Here is a 19,118-nt window from a genome sequence, read left to right as displayed (position 1 = left end):
AGCACAAATCGATAATTGTCTGCGCAATCGCCCCGACATCGTTATGCAGATTGCCGGCAAAGTCCTGCAAACTAAGCGTCGGATCATGGCGCATGTCTAGAACGAACGCGTTTATTAAATAAATGCGTTTTTCTGCTCAGCTGGACCAGCTTCAAATAATACAAACTCCTTCCATTTATGTAGAGAGATCGCTTTTACGCTTGGCCACAAAAGTTCCTTGAGGCTAGTATTCCCCAACAAAACCTTCGTCTTGCAAAATACTATTCACTAAATCCTTTAGTTCTTGTTTAGGTCGCGGAGACCAATACGACGTCGGAAACGCCACCATTTCTGCATAGATATGGCGAATTTGAAGTGATGTTGCATCACCGTAAAACTCTCGCCCACGAACCGATTTTTGAGAATGCCCCATCATAAAAGCTCTTTCTTCGTTGCTAATGCCAGCTCTTCGCATTCGGGTTTCATAGCTATGCCGTAAACAGCTTGCGCAATGAGCATCACTTGGAAGCAAGTCATTTTCTCTTAGATAGCTATTAATTGTAGCGCTATAGTTCCCTTTTCCCCGATACCGGGGAAAACCGCTAGGGTGCCGTCTGAAGGCATCCAGCGCGGCTCCAACCAATGGGACTGCACGATGGGAAACTTTTGTCTTGATTTCACGGCGATCTTCGCCTTCATCCTCCACTCGAACAAAGAAATGCGGGATTGGAGCGGACAGATTAATTGCTGATGCAGGGAGGTCATAAATCTCGGTATGTCTACAGCCAGTTTCAGCAGCAATAATCAGAATGTCTCGTGCTTCAGAATTTGTACCTTTCAGCGGGCCCTCAGCAATAATGTTCTTTTTGATCCATTCGGGGCTAAACTCTAGTTTTCGGTTCGGCTTTTGATTGTGTTCCCAAGTTGAAAGACCTTCTAACCTCACATCCGCGAATGGATTCCTATATGTTTCTATTTCGAGGTCACTGTAGAACGCGTCGATCATTGTTCGAATATAGCCAAAGTGTTTATTAGCATAAGCGGTTGTACATTGGCGGTTCTTTACACGATTTTTCCAATGGGCTCTAAACTTTCCTACATCTTCTTGGGTTAGATCCTTGATTGGTTTTGCTGTGCCTATTGCCTCCGCGAGGACGTTCGCTGCTCGCAAATAACGATTGTGCCATGTCCTAATTTGGCGGTCATTTTTTGCTTCCAGCTTATCTGACTGAAGCATACGCATTTTGTTTGCTAGTTCGGTCATAGTAGTATCGGGAATGTTGAAACCACCCAATTGAGCCGCAAAAAGCGCCGAAGTAGCGCTTGGATCGCTGCTAAGAAGGGAGCCAACCCTGCTTACTAATTCCTCTAAAGGCCCTTCGGAGAGATCTCGTGCTGTCACTGGCATTATGTTGCTATCTCTTGCGAGGCCAATAGTTTCCTTGAAGGTGTTATGGTCACCTGGATCGGTTTCTCTACGGAGGCAAACTTCTAAATCTTGAAGGGTTTTGTACTTGATTTGCGTCGCTTCTGCCTCCGCTTTGATCCTACTGTCGGTTCGCAATGAGCAAGTAATGAATGGTTTTCCGAAGACCTCTAAGTATTTCTTTGGGCATCTCATTCGAAACCAAAAGATGTTTCCGCGCTTTACAATATTCTTCATTTAATAGCCTTCAGATGTATCACAATTTGTATCACATTGAGCTAAAGACCACCGTGTTCCGGAAATCTTCAGCTGTTGGATTTGTGAATATCATCAATGCTTTGGCGGATCGTTAAGGACTCGTTAACGAATTCTAGCGTTCCGCCCCCGGGCACCATTAAATCTAAAATTGTCTATATAAATCTGCAGCATGCTTTGGGCGTGTCCATTTCTATCCACCTTAATGCCCACCCTATGCGCCGCGATGGTGTTCCGGGGCGGGACGCGCTTTTCTGCTTCCCAAACCTTGCCCGCGTCGCCCCGTCGAAGAAACAGAAGCCACGAGTAGTTGCTAAGCTGACGCTCGCTGTTTGTGCAAGCAATTGCCCGCACAAGGCGCGAAACCGACGCGCTAAGCTAATGCTCGGGCCTTCACAACGCTGGATGAGCCAGAAAACCACCTTCAGGCATCGCTGCCCCCATCAAGGGTGCCACCGTTCGCCAACTGCGGCTTGGTCATCTTCTCGTCGCGCGTCGTCCTCGTATTTCTCGGATATGGCAACAAGCATATCTGAAACCCGAGGGTGAGCGTTTCCGGACCTCGTTGCGAGTTCTCGGTATCTTTCTGCCAATCGCCGCTCCTGCGCTCCTCCATCGTATGGACCGCGGCTCGTTAGACCGCGAGCATTTGTAACGCCAATTCTAAAGTGCCGCCCCGGGGCACCATTTAAATTTAGTTAACTGTTATTTATCAAGAATTTGTGTTGGCATTGAGCGCGACAGCCCCATTTGTGGTCCCATTTAGAATTGTTGCATGTGTTTTTGAGACCGGGGACTTGACGAGAACCAACGAGCATTAGCAGGCGTCCGTTGTCACATCCGGTTCGCCGGCATTCGCTGCAAATTGTGCTAACGCTAGCTACGCTGGGCTTAACTGCCGGTTGGGATGCAGGCGGTTGTGATGGTTGCCAGCCCAATGTTGGCATAATAGTTCGGCGCTCTGCGGAATGCGGACATAAACACGTCAGACAAGACAATGAGGGTATACTCTTCAGATAAATAATCTAGTTGGCTTTGTGACAGATGTTTTAGACAACCGTGTCCAAAGCGCCGTTCAATGTACTTAGCTACTTCGTCTTCGAGATTTCCTAATCGTTAAGATGAATCAGAAATACCGCCTTATTCAAATCCTCAGCCTTGTCCGGTAGGCGCTATGGTCAGACAATTTGACATTTATGAAAAGCTTGTCTTTGTGGTTGTACATTTGGACTTCAGGAAACCGTTTACCACCTCGGTGAACCAATTGGCTGAGCTGAGAAATGCGTCCTGATTGGACGGGTCGATAGCGCAATTAAGCACTGAAATTGATGAAGAAAAGGAATTGGTCTAGTGAAACAAGAATTTTTCCGAAAAGGTTTAGAAAGTATTTCGAAATCGGGTGAACGCTAAAGATATTCAAGGTCGCAGCAGTAGACTAGTCGTTGCGGCGAAATTCTAGCCAATTTCGAACAGGTTATTGGGTCGGTGAAACTTGTGTTCGCCAACGCTTGAAATTATCAACTAAGGTTGCAACAGAGTTTAAATGTAGGGATTAGAAATCAAGCGAGATTGTGCTGAGGCGAACCGGTGCAATTCTAATGGTTTACCTCTAATAGGCGGAAAGAAATTGAATCCCAAAAACTTCCTTTTTTGTGTGCTTACTTTAGGCCTATTTGCTGCACCAGCCCTTAGTTCTGATGCCGTTGTATGGCCGCGCTCTGATGCAATTATTTGGCCGCTTTCAATGATCTCTGGGTCCGAAAAGCTAGCGTACTATTCTCTCGTTAAAGCGCGTCCCAAGGGCTCTGAGCAATACCTTGAAAATTTCATGAAACTTGACGGGTTAGCACACCGAAAGGGAGAACCCCCAAAAAAGTTAATGACGGAATACACAATCGGGCCTCTTGTTGGTTATGATAACAATCTGAACAACGGAATACCCAAATCTAAGTTCTCTGTTGGTGACTTACTCTTCGTTGTTGATCAAGATAGTGTCGCGAAGAAGGGCATAACTTTGGGAGTGGCTGCGTCTGCTTACAGTAGATTTAGTATCGCACCCAAGCAAATTGCTACATTTAAAGTCGCTGCGAGTTATGAATATGCACCAGAGCACAATCTGGATAAAATCACCATCAACGCCAACACTTGTTGGCAAGCTCATATCGCGAGATGGACTTGGATTAATAGTTGCGGTGGTTATCGCCACCTAAGGAAAAAATATGAAACCGGAGAAAAATTCCTTTCAACCCGTGGAAGCCAGATGTTTTCATCTGCCATAGGGCATCACGAAGCAAGTATCGCTCTCGAGAGAGGTTTTCGTGAGGATTATTCTAAGTCGAAAGTCGCTTTCAGCCTGTTGAGCGCCGTTCGCGGAGTCGGCGTTATTCGAACCGGCATTCGCTGGGGGGAACACATACACCAGCGCCACACAACTCTAAACGCAGCTACCTTCGCTTTTACGCGGCCAATATATGGAAAGACGACTTCAGTTTTGCTGAATTACAGCCGAGCAGGCGGTAGTTCGCATTTCGGGCAGCCAAGGACAGATGATACATATACGATAATGTTAAGGCGACCAGTAAATGAACGCATTATTGCAAGTTTTGGCTACCAAGTTACCAACTCGAACATCGATCTCTACCAAGACAACCAAATCTTGTTTGCGATTAATCTAAAATCTTGGCGCTTTTGAAGCCAGCTGGCTGAAGTATCCCGTTGGCCTTCTCGTCGGCTGCCGGATTTTATTTTTTGCGGTGTCGAAATTACTAACGATATGAAAGGCCAACTTTCTGTTTAGCCGCAATAGCAGGGTTCACACCCTGCTATTGTTATACTTATTGGCGAGCTACAAATTCTCCATCAACATTAAAACTTCCGTTAACACCAACGCCATTAAATGAACCATTCAAATGACTGGCAGTCGCTCCAGTGACTGAGTCGTAAATCTGACCAGATGCACTACCTTGAAAGACTCTCAGATCAGGCGTGTCGGTAGAACCAGCGGCATTGCGTTCAATATTACCCGCCATCTGTGATGTGAAACTACCGTCATCGGCGATTTGACCATTTGACAAATCAATCTGACCGCGAAGAGTGTGGTTGATCGGGTCGAGATCCTTCCATGAAGTCAGACTGCCCTCGATTTCTTGAGAATCAAAATCAGCAACGAGCTTTGCATCAGCAGTCCCACTAAACCCTCCGAAATCAGCCTCTGCAACGCCAGTATATGTTGCTTTCCCCTGAAGGTTGCTGATGTCACTCGGCGCTGTCAGGTCAGTTTCCGCTGCAATATCTCTGAATTCCGAGGACCGGTTGAAGCTTTCTTCACCAGGCGAACTGCAACCCGATATCAAAGCAACGGCCCCTAACGCCGCAATTACCGTGTAACGACGGCCCTTAGTGTGAACCCGAGACATTGCTAAGTGCATATCCAACCCGCCTAATTCCCAATTGCTATTGTGCGGCGAGAATGAACGTTTCTTTGCTAATTTGCTAGGATGGTTGAAAGGGTTTTTTGAGGCACTGTTGCATTATAGTCAATTGTTGTGCACACCTCGACAGGCGATGCTTTATAGCAGTGCGCCGAGTAGCGAATACCTAAGAAAATCTTCGATTGAGCTCACTAGCATTCATTTGTTCATGGTCAACGATTAGTATTCTCGCAATTGACGCTTCTGCGCGCGCGGACACTGTAAACGATTTTAAGAATTGTGCTGTCGTAATTTCGAAACGCTCTACATCTTAGTCAAAACCTTAGAAGAAAGAACATCTCATCTTCGCGCGCGCATAGAGACGGGCTGGAAATCTTCGAACTGGTTCTCTTATAAAGTTTGTATCTTAAGCCAGCAGCACAGTGTGTTTTGATTTTAAAGAGACACAGTGTTCCCGCAGGTGAGGTTGCGTAGTTATGGGTGAAGGTAATTGTTCTGCTTTGTCTAGGTAAAGCCATAGAAAAGAACAATCACGACAAAGCCCCACAAATGTATGGTCAGCAACTCCAAATGCTTCTCTGATGCGAATGCCCTCTACTCGGGTTACGGTCGGTAGACTCTAATCCTTAGTCTCAAGGCGCTTGGGTGGCCTCAAGCTGTCTCGGTAGGTGTAGTTACGAGTGTCTGTAAATTTGTGCGGTCTCTTAGGGCACTTCCAGTAGACACCCTGACCCTGGAGGGAGGAAGTTATTCGAACGAAGAACGCGAGATTCAACGCAAACCTATAGTGCTCCAGCACGCCGAAAGGATCGGCAATGCCCGCAAGGCCTAGTGAAATTTTGGGGTCAGGAGATTCAGTTATAAAGGTGTGCGATAGTTGATGATATTACGGCGCGCCACCTTCCTTTGGAAACCAATGTTGCGTCTTGTTGGCGAAGGCAACGAGCGAGAGCATAACAGGCACCTCAACGAGGACGCCGACGACCGTGGCGAGGGCAGCGCCCGACCCCAAGCCGAACAAACTGATAGCGACGGCGACGGCCAATTCGAAGAAGTTAGACGTGCCGATCATCGCGCATGGCGCTGCAACGTTGAAGGGAATGCCCCAGGCCCGCGCGGCTCCGTAGGCCATGAAAAAAATTCCATAGGACTGGATCAGCAATGGCACTGCGATCATCGCGATTATAAGAGGACGCTCGAGGATTACCTCTCCTTGAAAGCCAAACAGCAGCACCACCATCACAAGCAACCCGATGATCGAAAACGGCTGCACGCGTGATTTAAACGCATCGACTGAGGCTTCGCCGCCCTTCGCGACAAGATTTCGGCGTGTCAGGTAACCAGCGATCAATGGCAGCAGGACGTAGAGGCCAACTGACAACAACAACGTGTCCCATGGCACTACGATGTCCGTTACCCCCAGCAGGAATGCTACGATTGGCGCGAAGGCAAAGACCATGATCACATCGTTCACGCTGACCTGTACCAGGGTGTAGGTTGCATCGCCGCGTGTGAGGTTCGACCATACAAAAACCATTGCCGTGCAAGGTGCAGCCCCCAGCAGAATGACCCCAGCGAGATAGGCCTGCGCGTCGTCGGGGGGGATCAGCCCAGCGAAGACATATTCAAAGAACAGCACGCCGAGAGCCGCCATGGTAAAGGGCTTAATAAGCCAATTTACCACAAGTGTCACAACCAGCCCTTTTGGCTTGTCACCCACTTGCCGCAGCGCGCCGAAATCCACGCCGACCATCATTGGATAAATCATTGCCCAGATCAGCACCGCCACGGGAAAGTTAACCGAAGCGACCTCCAACGCCGCAAGGGCCGCAAAAAGGTCGGGAAAGAGATTGCCCAAAAGTACCCCCGCTCCAATGGCAAGCGCCACCCATAAAGAAAGCCAGCGTTCAAAGGTTCCCAAGCCGTTCGTAGAGGAAAGAGAAGTATCAGTCATGTCAGCCTCCTTAGCGGTCACAGGCAAGTTCATTGATAATAGGTTGGCACCGGTCAGAACGTCCTCCGCAGCAATCTTCCATAAGGAAAACCAATAGGCCGCGTAAGCCATCCATGTCGGCGAAGTATCGAATACTTCGGCCTTCCCTTTTATTTCGGATTAGACCAGAGCGAGTCAGGACGGTCAGGTTGGATGACATCGTATTCTGGCGAACGCCTAGAGAGTCACTGATGTCGCCGGCTGAAATACCCACATCCCCAGCTTTTATGAGGAGACAGAACGCGTCGAGTCGGGTTGGCTGGCTAAGGGCCGCAAAGGCGTCGAGAGCACGTAACTTATCCATAATTCATGATGTATTGATGTATTGACGATCAGTCAATCGCTGTTGAGCAATCTGCGAATTCGCTAAAGTCTTCTCTTGTACTGTGATGGAACGGCTTAAGGATTAGGCCTCAACGATTTCCTTTCAAATCTCGAGGCAAGAGCTTTTCGGTTTTTCTTATGCGGTTTTGCCATGCATTGGTCATTGCTTCTAATCCATAGATAAATCGACACATTGCGGTCATTGAATGGGTCAATGCATCGTCAATGAGGCTAATCAGGAAATAATCAAGCGGATCAATTGGAGCCTAGTTGCTACCGATATGAGGCGCAGCAAACTGTTTGGGAGTAGCTTTTGAGAACGTTTTAGTTATAGTGAAAAAAAGTCGATCATATTTTCAGTTGAAGTTATTTGGGAGGAAGCCATGAGACGTGTAATGGTTCTAGCGATTTCCGCAACGGTGGCATTTTGCCCTGTTTCAGCATCCGCACAAGAGGAAAACAATGACCTTTGGAACAGGTCAGTTTTGCCCATTCCGAACACTGCATTCAATGGTCACGTCGGGTTGCGAACAGCGGAATCCGAACTCGACTTTCCACAGCAGGTTTCAGCACCGGAAGGTGCACCCAACGTCTTATTGATTATGCCGGATGATGTTGGTTTTGGAGCGCCGACAGCATTTGGGGGGCCTGTTCCTACCGAAGCATATGACAGATTGGCCGAAGACGGTTTGCTCTTTACCCGAATGCACACCACAGCGCTTTGTTCTCCAACGCGTGCAGCGTTGATTTCCGGCCGCAATCATCACTCAAATGCAACCGGTGTGATCATGGAGATCGGCACCGGTTTCCCCGGTTACAACACTTTAATGCCAAAGGAAAATGGAACCATTGCCGAGATTCTTAAAGGCAACGGTTACAATACGGCTTGGTATGGCAAGAACCATAACGTTCCTGATTGGCAATCCAGTCAAGCCGGACCTTTCGATCTCTGGCCGACTGGCCTCGGGTTTGAGCAATTCTTTGGTTTCATAGGTGGCGACACAAGCCAGTTTACGCCTGCCATTTTCGACGGCACCAAGCCTGTCGAACCCCCGAGCACCGAAGAGTATCATCTTGATGTCGACATGGCGGATCGTGCGATCAATTACATCCGAGAGCAGCACGCGCTTGCGCCAGATAAACCGTTCTTCGTCTATTATGCACCGGGTACAAGCCACGCGCCGCATCATGCGCCACAGGAATGGATCGACAAGTTTAAAGGTCAGTTCGATCAGGGATGGGATCAGGTGCGGCAAGAAACCTTTGAGCGCCAGAAAGCCATGGGGATTATCCCTGAGACTGCTGTGCTCACCGAGCGGCCCGAACAACTCCGAGCATGGGATTCACTTAACGACCAACAGAAAGAGCTCTATGCGCGGATGATGGAAGTCTATGCTGGCGCATTGGCGCACATGGACCATCAAATCAACAGGATCATTGATGCAGTCGACGAAACCGGCGAATTGGATAACACCCTGATCATTTATTTGATGGGAGATAATGGTGCGTCTGCAGAGGGCAGCCCAGACGGTCTACTGAACGAGATGACCTTTTTTAACAATATTGCGGTGCCGTTCGAGGACACATATGCGCGCATGGATGAGTTAGGAGGGCCAAATACGTTTGGGCACTTCCCGTCTGCTTGGGCGCACGCTATGAACACACCTTTCCAATGGACCAAGCAGATCGCGAGCCATTTTGGCGGAACCCGAAACGGGATGATCATTCGTTGGCCAGAGGGGATCGAAGCCAAGGGCGAGGTGCGAGACCAGTTCCATCATGTGATCGACATCATGCCAACGATCCTCGAGGCGGCAAACCTTCCGGCACCGACCTCTATCAACGGTGTTGCGCAGTCCGAGGTTGAGGGGACGAGTATGGTCTATGCATTCAATGATCAGAATGCGCCTTCGACCAGACGCACGCAGTATTTCGAGATGTTGGGTAACCGTGCGATTTACAGTGATGGTTGGGTCGCGACAACCACCCCACCCGAAGCGCCTTGGGTCAGCGTCACGCAGAAAAGCGATGTCATCAATGACTGGACTTGGGAGCTCTATAACATCGATGAGGATTTCTCACAGGCGAATGATCTCGCCGCTGCAAACCCCGATAAGCTGAAGGAAATGCAGATCCTGTTTTATGGCGAGGCTGCGAAGTACAACGTCTTCCCGATCGATAATGACAAAGTTGATCGGTTGGATGTGTCTCTGCGCCCAAGTCTCACCGAGGGTCGTTCAGAGTTTACCTACTACGACAACATGACCCGCATACCAGAAGGCACAGCGCCTGATTTCAAGAATAAGTCGCACACGATCACCGCGCACGTCGAAATTGGAGAAGGCGAAACGGATGGTATGCTCGTAACACAAGGAGGACGCTTCGGCGGTTGGGCGCTCTATATTCTCGATGGTAAGCCTATCTATACCTACAACGTTGCGAACTTGGAGCGGTACAACATCGAAGGTGAGGCATTGCCCGCTGGCAAACACGTGATCCGCTATGAGTTTGAATACGATGGCGGCGGAATCGGGTTGGGTGGCACTGGCAAGTTGTTTGTTAATGACGAGCTCGTAGGAGAAGGTCGAGTTGAGCGCACAATGGGCTATCGCATTTCGCTGGACGAGACGTTCGACATAGGCTCCGACGCAGGCGAGCCCGTGAGTGAAGACTATCACGTGCCTTTCGATTTTCCTGGAACGCTTGAGAAGGTGAACGTCGTTCTCGATCTTTAGCCGACGACTACTGCTGGCGGCACTTGAAGCGAGACTGTCTTCAGTTGCCGCCAGCCAGCACTCACCATCCTAGCTGTTAAAGCTATTTCTCCGCTGGATATTAGCCCGTAGCGTAAGCCAAATTCAGACATGCGACTTGGCTACGGAATTGGTGCTGCGCCTCCTTGCATCCTTCGCTGCATTACACTCCTCAATCCGCTTGAATGGTTGCGCTCTGACCAGAACAGTTGCTGCTTTTGTTAGCGACAATATCAACAGAACAAGAACGATGGTTTGTCTTCGGAGCTGCTGCGCTGCACGAATTGAACACACATGTTCTTTCGATGGAAAGTCAGATTTTCCGTCCAAATCACCCGAATTTTCCTCCTTCGTAGATAGGGCCTAGGGGCCCTGTTAATTCATAGGACTTGCTTATTAAGCGAGGTGGTACCAAGATGAATAAGAAGAAATACGAATTTGATAATGTCAGTTTCAATTTTGGGTTGTGATATGCTTAAAAAACTTTCTGCAGAATTCTTTGGTACATTTTGGCTGGTGTTTGGGGGGTGCGGTAGCGCTGTGCTTGCCGCTGGGTTCCCAGAGCTCGGCATCGGCTTTGTCGGGGTCTCCATGGCATTTGGCCTTACGGTTTTGACGATGGCCTTTGCTGTCGGTCATATTTCCGGAGGCCATTTTAACCCTGCTGTTACGCTTGGGCTGGCAGTCGGTGGGCGCTTCTCCTGGGGCGAAGTTTTGCCCTATTGGATTGTGCAAGTCATCGGCGGCATATTTGCCGCTGCAATACTTTATATTATTGCGTCTGGCGGCCCTGAGTGGGCGGCGGGAAGTTTTGCTTCCAACGGCTATGGCGAACTATCGCCAGGAGGGTACAGCATGATCGCGGTACTCATCATTGAAGTTGTCCTTACCGCAGCATTTCTGATTATTATCCTTGGCTCAACATCGGCGCGCGCACCAGCAGGCTTTGCTCCTATTGCCATTGGTCTCGGCCTTACGCTCATTCACCTGATATCGATCCCAGTCTCCAATACTTCGGTTAATCCCGCACGTTCGACAGCGACAGTATTTTTCGCCGAAACAGGGGCTATGGGTCAACTCTGGTTGTTCTGGGTTGCTCCACTAATTGGTGCGGCGATCGGTGCGGTGATTTGGAAGGCACTGTTGTCCGAAGACGACTGAAACCTTTCCTCATTTTCAGTGTAAGAAAACGCACAGCCAGAGTGTTGCGATCTACTGGGCCAATATGCGAGCGATGTGAAAAACTCACGTGTTCGCTATTGGTCCCAGTACAACAAACTGAAGAGAGAGAGCCATTCTAAGGCAATATGGAAAGACGGCGGCCCGTAACTCAGTGCCGGCCGTTCATTACATTTGATTTTCCGGCAACGTACAGCCGCGTAAATCAGCGATAGCCGAGACTGCAGCATCTGCGCCCGCATTTACCACTTCGGCAACAAGGGTTTCAGGGTTCTGCAATACACCATCAAAACTGGTTTTCACGGCCGTCACCTTCTCATTCAGGGAGTCAAGACGAAGCGCTAGCTCCTCCTGCGCAGCACTTGTCAGTTTCCCGGGTGTCTCACGCAATGCCACGAGTTCGGTCTTCAATTCAGCAACTTCGGAAGAGAGAACTTGAACCGAGTCTTGGAGCGGCTCTACATGCACAAGATTTTTCGCGAATGTGGCGGTTAAATTGTCCACCTTCTGTAGAACGCGCAATTCCAAGTATAAGCAAAGAGCGACTAGAATAAGTGTGGCATTCAACATTGCCAAAAGTAGATTTACAATTGTTCGACGCAGGCGGGATGCAGGTTCTGACATCTTGTTTCCTCGATTAATTCGACGCTGAGAACACCGTAAGTTTCGTTGCTCTATCTGTCGACCAAATATGCTGACATTTGGCGAGCTCGGGCCTTAACTTGAGCGCGCAGACCAAAGCAGTTTCAAGCACGTATGTCTTTCATCATCAAATAGCCAACAACCCGCAACAATTGTTTGAATTTATAGCCGCACTTGTGGCAGCATTTAGCTATACGGTCTGCTTTGTCGCTATACACGAGAGGTTTTGGAACAGACCCGAGGAGCGGGTTTCCTCTTACAAAAGAAATGAGGGGAATAGAGCATTGGCAGACAAGACGGAACACATATTTCCGGTTCGGAGACGGCTGGTGTCAGCCTTGGGCTGGTTCATGGCATGTTCAGGCGCGATCAGCCTTCTTGTATTTGGTTTATGGATTCAGAATTTGTCGCATTGGGAGGTCTTGAAGTCGCTGATTGCCGTTATGATTGGCGTGTATTTGATACGCACGGTCGGGAACGTTAGCGAGATCAGAGTTGATGACCAGAGAGTTCGTTTTCTTCCTGTCGGCACCGAATTGTTATTCTCAGAGATCAAGCAGATCGAGGTTCCGGGATGGGCTGATCGAAGCGATGCCCCGCGCAACATCATCGGCAGCATTGTAATGGTCACAAGAACCAACACGACGCGCCTTGTTCCTGGCGCCATAGTGCAATGGAAAAACGGATGCCGAATATACACTTACGGCTGCGATTCTGATCGCCTGCTTTCCCTCCTGCGTCAGCGTCTCCCTGAGAGGTAGTTGACGCGATTAATGCTTCTTGCTTCGTACCCGCCATTAACTTTCGTGCAAAATGACGGTTGTTAAATGTTTCTCAAAACCGGCTGCTTTTACAGACGCGGCGAATATCCGATTTGAGAGGCGTTATTGTATACCAACGCTGAATAAACGGCAGGTAGGCCTGAAAACGATGATTTATGTTCAATCAGAAATCTAACTCGCAACTGACAAGTTGGTGCCGTTTGTGATTCAAGTATCGTTTCCGCTTAATCAATCGAAAGCCAATATTGAAAGAGGTGTAAACTTGGGGGGGGCGATTGATGGTGAAGTTGCATTTAAGTTTGAATACACTATCTTATCAGAATTATGGCGGAGAGATAGTCAGACACTGAATTTTGAAGTTTCTTTTAAACCGTTTATAAAAAACAAATAAATTATCTACGTCCGTTGTGTGTGGTGCAGAATATGTTGCAAGATGTGTTGCAAATCTTGGGGCCTATTAAGGCTATGATATAGGGCTAGTAATTGTGATACTGTCAAGTGGAATAAGCTAGTGACATAATCTAGTCTACGCGCATATTTGAGACTTGGTTCGCCCTCTCCCTCGTCTACGTTTGTGGCCGGTGGCATGATGGGGGCAAAAAAGTTCAGGACCAACAAACCGCTGGCGATCAACACGAGAAAAAGCTCTTCGACGAACAAGGTGCCGCTCGCCAAATTATCCTCCGCCAAGAAAAACGCCCCCGCGGCCCAAATCAATACAAGCAGGACCATCGTCACATCAATCCAGCGTAAATCCCGATCTTCGGCATCGGAATACAGTTGCCGGATATGGGCGCGATAACTCGTAAGGCGGCGCAAAATCGCAACAAGGTAAGCGAAGGATGCGATCAACCAGATCAATATCAGAATAAATGTCGATAGAGCGAGCGCGGCTGGCCAAGCTCCCGGAGGCAATTCGCCAGATTTGAACATTATTTCCTTGGCAGAGGACGATAGGCTCCAGTACCCCACGCACACGACCCCGCCCAACAAAGGCAACGCCAGATCACGCCGCGGGATGTCTGAAGGTGTTTCCTTAGCCGTTTTGGCTGCGACGTAGTGATAGAATGCCGGCGGCAGCACCAACAACATAACAAGCAACAGCGGCATGTAATAAATTAACGCACCTTCGGCGAAGGTTTTGAGGAGTGGAAGCGCGATCATTCCAATGAATGCAACGTAGACCATCCCGAGGCTGAACCGTTCTCGCAAGTGCCCGCGCCGCAACGCAACGGCAAGCAGCCCATTCACGGCAATGCCAAGACAGAGCCCAGCGAGGGTTAGAACAGCTGCGTTTTCCATAAGCATTGATACGCTGGCTTTAGCGAGTTCTTCAACACAACCGATGGTTAGAAAGAAAAAATGTCCTCGCCGTCACGAACGGACGACAGGGTATCAGAGGAGTGCGCATAGCAGGGCGAAACCAAAGCAACAGATAGGGTGGCAAATGACCAATCCAGATGTAATCGCACTAATTGCACATATATCGCTCGGCGCATTGGCCGTCGTTGTGGGCGCCATCGCGCTTGGATCGCGTAAAGGGCGCAAAGTTCATGTAAGCGCAGGCCGCATGTTTGTCGTGAGCATGGGAGGGACGTCCGTGCTTGGCGCGTTGCTCGGCGCACTGAAATTCGAGACGTATTGGATCACCTTTCATGCGGGAATCCTCGGAGCAACCTTGGTCGCAAGCGGTGTCTTGGCCGTGCGCATTCGTAGTCGAAGCGCAACAAGACTGTTTATCGCGGTCGCTGCGGTGAATGCCCTTAATGCGGCGGCTCTTTTCCTGGCTGGCTGGCATGCGACGACATTGCCAAACGCTCGCTTGTTTGACTTCGCAGCTGCGGATTACTTTTTCCTGTTTGGAATGGCCGCAATCGGCTGCGCTGGCGATGTACGGATGATTTTTGGAAATCGGATCTCAAACAGCCATCGAATTGCCCAGCATCTTGTACGGATGTGTATCGGCTTTTTCATCGCTGCTGGATCAGCATTTACCGGTCCAGGAGCTTCCGTCTTTCCAAACGCAGTGCAAAAATCTGGAATTCTGTCTCTGCCTGAATTGACAATCGTGCTTGTCATGCTGTTTTGGCTCTGGAGAACTCTGCGCCAACGTCGGCCCCAGCTTACAAATCATTTTGGCGGGTCAATTTCAGCAGAAAAGAGGTGAAAAAAGATACCTAACTGAGTAGCCACGTCTTCCTAGGCATCAATGTGTCTCATTGATAGCGGTAGTCGAACTCGACGTGCCCCGCGTTCCGTTCCTCGGGTACTTGCGTTCTGGGTTACAAAACACCTACATGTAAACGAACATGTCCGTCGTCAGAGTTTTTCGGAGAGCTAAGGCTGTATCATAACGGAGGCTCTGGTTCGGTTTCTGCTTGAGTTTAGGCGACCGCGGCTTGGTGCTGCAACCGGCGTTTTCGGATTGTCTGGTTCTTGATCTCCTCTCTCATCTTCAAGATCTTTGCGCCTCGACCGTTATAGACGTCGGCGGGTGTTAGGTTATTCAAGCCCTCGTGATAACGACGGTTGTTATAGTGATCGACAAATGCGCCGATCTGGCGTTCCAGTTCGCCGGGCAGGAAGTAGTTTTCTAGGAGAACCCGGTTCTTCATGGTCTGATGCCACCTTTCGATCTTCCTCTGGGTTTGGGGATGATGTGGCGCACCACGAACGTGATCCATGCCTTTGCTCTCAAGATAGTCGGCCAAGTCGGCGGCAACATAAGATGCGCCATTATCACTGAGCAGCCTTGACTTGTGCACGACCATGGCCTGATTGCAACTTGAGGCGTCCAATGCCAGGTCCAGCGTGTCGGTGACATCCTTGGCCTTCATCGTGGTGCAAAGCTTCCTAGCGATAATGTAACGGCTGTAATCGTCGAGGATCGTGGACAGATAGAACCAGCCCCAACCGATGAACTTGAGATAAGTGAAGTCGGTCTGCCCCTTGCCCGGCAGGGCATGTTTACATGCCCGAGAGGAGCAGCTCGTTCGGTCTGGTTGTCTTGTCCCTGAACTCGTCAGCCGCACAGATCACCACATGGGCTGGGGCCGTGATCAGATCCTCGGCGCTGAGAATGCGATAAACTGAGGAATCCGAGACGAAGTAGCGCTTCTCATCGGTGTATTTGATCGCCAGTTCCCGGGGCGTCAGATCCTCGTGCTCCAACGCAAAGTCGACAACATCCTTGCGGACCTGGTCCGGAATGCGGTTCCAGACCGACTTTGGCCGGGGAGAGCGATCGGCAAGCGCATCGATACCACCATCGCTCCACCGGGCATAACAGTCATAATAAGTGCTGCTAGGAATACCCAGCATCTTCAGTGTTTGCCGTGCGAATGATCTCAAGCTTCTCAGAGGCTGGGTATCTCATTCTTCGAACTCCCCATCCCCGATCTTGCTTTTTTGAGCAGCCGGTTCTCAAGCGTCAGCTCGGCAACGACCTCTTTCAGCGCGGCCGATTCTGACCGCAGCTCTTTGACTTCGGGGGATGTCGCCTATCGCGCCGCGTCACCCGCCAAGCGGTTCTTCCCAGCCTCGAGGAATTCCTTTGACCAGGAATAATACAGGCTCTCGGCGATCCCCTCGCGGCGGTACAGCGCGGCGATACTCTCCTCACCTCGCAGGCCAGCCAGGACAATCCTGATCTTCTCTTCGGCTGAGTAATGCTTGTGTGTCTTGCGTTTGATGCCTCTGACCAGCTTGTCAGCGGAATCCTTCGATGTTCCGGACTTCTTGTTCATCTTCGCTCCTTAATGGCTTCGATGAACCAGAAATCCTCCGTAGCGCAACCCCCTAAATCTGTCCGGTCGGTGCTGACGTTAGACAAGGCGAACCTATTTACACTGGTCTGCAAGCGCTTCAAAGGATTGCAGCAATTTGTTCGGGTCTTGAGTTTGAACACTCAGCCAGTCAGAATTAAAATTGATGCTATTTCCAATAGGACAATACTTGGAGATTCTATAGGAGCCCAAGCTAGCGTGAGATGGCTGGCGATGAATCTCTGAGAAGTTAAAATTGCGGCATCTTGGCCCCAGCCAATTTCGGAGCGCGCTTCGGAAAGAAGCTGCTCGGCTTTCTTTTTTAAGAACCGCAACTTGATGCGTCCAATCATCAGTTGGAAGAAAGTTTATTTTAAAACGCTTTTCACCGCCATAGTCTTTTGCCCTATTGAGGGATGCCGTCGCCTCATTTTTTCTAAAGTTAAATTTCTTTTTTATAGATTTTATTTGAGTGGATCCGTCACATGCATCACTGTCAACAAGTTCAACCTCGATGACACAGTTTTCCAACCTTACATTAACCGTATCGAAACGGCTGTTCTCATAAGAACGCTTGATCGCATGAGAAATTGGCGAGTAATTTTCAGCCGCCACTACGTCAACAGAGAGACTCAGCAAGCCTAATCCCAAGCTACACGTTGCGACCGCCGCAAATTTTGAAAGCGTGTTTCCTTATTGCCAATTCATTTTGCGCCCTCACAATGCACCCAAAACCTTATTTGGAGAACTCCTAGCGTGAAGGTCAATTTAAGAGAGAGGCTAAAGGCACATATGCAGACTATCAACGGGCACTGAATTTAAATTAAGTGAAGTGGTCCCAAGAAAACAGGAAATTGGGCTAAAGTGTATCCCTTCGAAAGATCTCTGCCAATCTGCCGTAACAGATAGCGTCCGACCCCGACTTCTTGTCTCGGCAGTGATAGTTAAACGAACTAGAGAGCTATCGCGGTCGCCATCGTCTGTTCATGGACGAAGTGGTGTTATTGGGCTTGAGCAATTCGCGCCACACTTTCTGTTCCATAAATTTGTAAGGAAAAAATTGGTAGCCGTTAGCTTCAGGATTGTGTGTATGGGCCAATATTAAAGCTCCTTGATCTCAGCCTTCTTGAGGCCGTCGAGATTCATACACAAGTCCCATACAGTAGCGGTGCGTGTTTCGATTAGTGGTTTATTTTCGGAGGATTCGCGATTTAACTTGCCTTTGTGGCTGGCTGCGAGGCTTTCACTTTAGTCTTAGTAGTAGCGTGCTTCCGTTTAGACATCTCTTACCTCCTAGTCGTAGAGGTTTAGCAAACTGCAAGTTGCAGCTTGTGTCAGTGGCTGAATTTCTCGAGAGATTTAGCCGTATTGCTGAGCTATGAAGATTGACTTGCTAAGTTCGGCACCTGTTATTTACCGTCTTCAGTCTAAATAAATTTCCAGTCATTGTGGTCTCCCAAAATTGTACTCCCCAATGAATAGACAGAACGCAAGAATCTAAGTAAATTGGGGCGTATTTAGTAAATTTTCTTTAAGCATCTATTGCTAGCTGAGTGAGGGGGAGCATTATGGTGAAATTGAAAGATATCGCAGCGGCAGTTGGGGTCTCCAACGCAACGGTTTCGCGAGTCATGAGTAATGATCCTTCGCTCTCGGTGTCGGCGGATACGCGACGCGCGATTATCGCAAAGGCGAGCGAACTGAAGTATACACCGCGCCGCGCGCGGACGGAAGTGCAAGCAGATCGCAGCATTATGGTCCATGTCGGGCGTTGGCTTGGAGGTGAACTGGAAGACCCGTATTATGCTGGTCTGCGGTTGGGGATTGAGCGGTGCTGTTTTAGCCAGAATATCCAAGTTTCAATCACGTCCGATGAATCGGCGATCCTTGATTTTCTGAAAAAGAAGGCCTCCGGTGCCATCGTGATTGGCCCAGTTCAGGGTGAGTTCCAACGCAAGATTGAAACTGCTAAGGGGCGGGCTGTCATGATTGATGCACCGAGAAATTCGCATACTTTAGATAATGTTTTCCATGATTTATATGGTGCTACGGCAAGGCTTCTTGATGATCTGTGGGAGAAGGGATACCGCAGACCAGGCTTTATCGGCGGCGAAAGCAAGTACAAGGCGAGCCTACCCAACGAGACCCGACATGTGGCTTATTCTGAATGGATGGAACGTAAAGGTATTTTTGATCCGGCGTTGGTTTGTGTCAAAGGCTCCACCATTGATCTGGGCTTTGAGAGTGCAATGAAGCTCTTGGAATCCGCGATGCCGCCGGATGTCATAATCGCCTGTACCGACTCGATGGCCATAGGCGCCTATCGTGCAGCGCAAAGCAAGGGTCTCGAAATACCAAAAGACATCTCAGTGGTCGGGTTCAATGATAATCCGGCGTCTGAGTTCCTTAATCCGCCGCTCTCAAGCATTCGCTTGGCTCCCGAAGTTGCGGGAACCTCAGCAGTGGAAATGTTGGTCGAACAGTTGGGCGGACGTGACGTTTGCAAAAGTGTGGTACTGCAGCCGAAGATCGTTTGGCGAGCGAGTACTAGGTAATTTCTTGACTGAATTTACTAAAAAATTTACCAACA

13 protein-coding genes and 1 pseudogene are annotated in these 19,118 nt (G+C 49.3%); 6 read left to right on the top strand and 8 right to left on the bottom strand.

The genetic code is table 11. The features are described from left to right. Positions 1–223: 223 nt before the first annotated feature. Entirely contained in the window at positions 224–1,642 is a 1,419-nt protein-coding gene (locus tag N9C89_RS11290; RefSeq protein ID WP_263953966.1) for a DUF6538 domain-containing protein, read from the bottom strand. A gap of 1,645 nt (positions 1,643–3,287) precedes the next feature. Between N9C89_RS11290 and N9C89_RS11285 the strand changes: the two genes are divergently transcribed. Further along, a complete protein-coding gene (locus N9C89_RS11285) occupies positions 3,288–4,352 on the top strand; it encodes a hypothetical protein (protein WP_263953965.1) in 1,065 nt (354 codons plus the stop codon). Between the two features lie 142 nt (positions 4,353–4,494). Here N9C89_RS11285 and N9C89_RS11280 read toward each other — a convergent pair whose 3' ends face one another. From N9C89_RS11280 to N9C89_RS11270, 3 genes are all read right to left on the bottom strand, one after another. After that, positions 4,495–5,088: a hypothetical protein gene (locus tag N9C89_RS11280; protein WP_263953964.1), complete on the bottom strand. Its 594-nt coding sequence runs from the start codon at positions 5,086–5,088 to the stop codon at positions 4,495–4,497. 889 nt (positions 5,089–5,977) lie between these two features. Next, the gene (gene arsB, locus N9C89_RS11275; protein WP_263953963.1) at positions 5,978–7,045 is read right to left on the bottom strand and encodes an ACR3 family arsenite efflux transporter; all 1,068 of its coding nucleotides are present in this window, start codon (positions 7,043–7,045) and stop codon (positions 5,978–5,980) included. A gap of 10 nt (positions 7,046–7,055) precedes the next feature. Then, positions 7,056–7,388, bottom strand: a complete 333-nt coding sequence (locus N9C89_RS11270) for an ArsR/SmtB family transcription factor (protein ID WP_263953962.1) — start codon at positions 7,386–7,388, stop codon at positions 7,056–7,058. 403 nt (positions 7,389–7,791) lie between these two features. Between N9C89_RS11270 and N9C89_RS11265 the strand changes: the two genes are divergently transcribed. After that, complete coding sequence (locus N9C89_RS11265; RefSeq protein WP_263953961.1) at positions 7,792–10,143, top strand: arylsulfatase; 2,352 nt, start codon at positions 7,792–7,794, stop codon at positions 10,141–10,143. A gap of 489 nt (positions 10,144–10,632) precedes the next feature. Then, positions 10,633–11,322 carry an aquaporin Z gene (gene aqpZ, locus N9C89_RS11260; RefSeq protein WP_263953960.1) on the top strand — a complete coding sequence of 230 codons (690 nt, stop codon included), beginning with the start codon at positions 10,633–10,635 and terminating at the stop codon, positions 11,320–11,322. A gap of 186 nt (positions 11,323–11,508) precedes the next feature. On the opposite strand, the gene N9C89_RS11255 is transcribed toward aqpZ, so the two are convergent. Further along, on the bottom strand, positions 11,509–11,964 hold the full coding sequence (locus N9C89_RS11255) for a hypothetical protein (protein WP_263953959.1): 456 nt from the start codon (positions 11,962–11,964) through the stop codon (positions 11,509–11,511). Positions 11,965–12,062: 98 nt separating this feature from the next. Here N9C89_RS11255 and N9C89_RS11250 point away from each other — a divergent pair, with 98 nt between their 5' ends. Next, a complete protein-coding gene (locus N9C89_RS11250; RefSeq protein WP_263953958.1) occupies positions 12,063–12,743 on the top strand; it encodes a hypothetical protein in 681 nt (226 codons plus the stop codon). Positions 12,744–13,160: 417 nt separating this feature from the next. Here N9C89_RS11250 and N9C89_RS11245 read toward each other — a convergent pair whose 3' ends face one another. Further along, positions 13,161–14,072 carry a hypothetical protein gene (locus N9C89_RS11245; protein ID WP_263953957.1) on the bottom strand — a complete coding sequence of 304 codons (912 nt, stop codon included), beginning with the start codon at positions 14,070–14,072 and terminating at the stop codon, positions 13,161–13,163. A gap of 139 nt (positions 14,073–14,211) precedes the next feature. On the opposite strand from N9C89_RS11245, the gene N9C89_RS11240 reads away from it, so the two are divergent. Continuing rightward, the gene (locus N9C89_RS11240; RefSeq protein ID WP_263953956.1) at positions 14,212–14,931 is read left to right on the top strand and encodes a hypothetical protein; all 720 of its coding nucleotides are present in this window, start codon (positions 14,212–14,214) and stop codon (positions 14,929–14,931) included. Positions 14,932–15,148: 217 nt separating this feature from the next. Here the strand turns inward: N9C89_RS11240 and N9C89_RS11235 are convergent. Together N9C89_RS11235 and N9C89_RS11230 are read right to left on the bottom strand one after the other, a co-directional pair. Next, positions 15,149–16,510 (bottom strand): annotated as a pseudogene (locus tag N9C89_RS11235) (IS3 family transposase). 93 nt (positions 16,511–16,603) lie between these two features. Next, positions 16,604–17,167: a hypothetical protein gene (locus N9C89_RS11230; RefSeq protein WP_263953955.1), complete on the bottom strand. Its 564-nt coding sequence runs from the start codon at positions 17,165–17,167 to the stop codon at positions 16,604–16,606. A 929-nt stretch (positions 17,168–18,096) separates the two neighbouring features. Here N9C89_RS11230 and N9C89_RS11225 point away from each other — a divergent pair. After that, the gene (locus tag N9C89_RS11225; RefSeq protein WP_263953954.1) at positions 18,097–19,083 is read left to right on the top strand and encodes a LacI family DNA-binding transcriptional regulator; all 987 of its coding nucleotides are present in this window, start codon (positions 18,097–18,099) and stop codon (positions 19,081–19,083) included. Positions 19,084–19,118 lie beyond the last annotated feature (35 nt).

It is taken from the genome of Halocynthiibacter sp. SDUM655004 (assembly GCF_026015885.1).
Classification (GTDB): Bacteria; Pseudomonadota; Alphaproteobacteria; order Rhodobacterales; family Rhodobacteraceae; genus Falsihalocynthiibacter; species Falsihalocynthiibacter halioticoli.
Note: the sequence above shows the minus strand (reverse complement) of the source record. Positions and strands in the feature narration are given on the sequence as shown.

Excerpts from the sequence above, each read along its gene's own strand:
- N9C89_RS11290 (WP_263953966.1), bottom strand. The coding sequence starts at position 1,642 with ATGAAGAATATTGTAAAGCGCGGAAACATCTTTTGGTTTCGAATGAGA.
- N9C89_RS11280 (WP_263953964.1), bottom strand. The coding sequence starts at position 5,088 with ATGCACTTAGCAATGTCTCGGGTTCACACTAAGGGCCGTCGTTACACG.
- arsB (WP_263953963.1), bottom strand. The coding sequence starts at position 7,045 with ATGACTGATACTTCTCTTTCCTCTACGAACGGCTTGGGAACCTTTGAA.
- N9C89_RS11270 (WP_263953962.1), bottom strand. The coding sequence starts at position 7,388 with ATGGATAAGTTACGTGCTCTCGACGCCTTTGCGGCCCTTAGCCAGCCA.
- N9C89_RS11265 (WP_263953961.1), top strand. The coding sequence starts at position 7,792 with ATGAGACGTGTAATGGTTCTAGCGATTTCCGCAACGGTGGCATTTTGC.
- aqpZ (WP_263953960.1), top strand. The coding sequence starts at position 10,633 with ATGCTTAAAAAACTTTCTGCAGAATTCTTTGGTACATTTTGGCTGGTG.
- N9C89_RS11255 (WP_263953959.1), bottom strand. The coding sequence starts at position 11,964 with ATGTCAGAACCTGCATCCCGCCTGCGTCGAACAATTGTAAATCTACTT.
- N9C89_RS11245 (WP_263953957.1), bottom strand. The coding sequence starts at position 14,072 with ATGCTTATGGAAAACGCAGCTGTTCTAACCCTCGCTGGGCTCTGTCTT.
- N9C89_RS11240 (WP_263953956.1), top strand. The coding sequence starts at position 14,212 with ATGACCAATCCAGATGTAATCGCACTAATTGCACATATATCGCTCGGC.
- N9C89_RS11225 (WP_263953954.1), top strand. The coding sequence starts at position 18,097 with ATGGTGAAATTGAAAGATATCGCAGCGGCAGTTGGGGTCTCCAACGCA.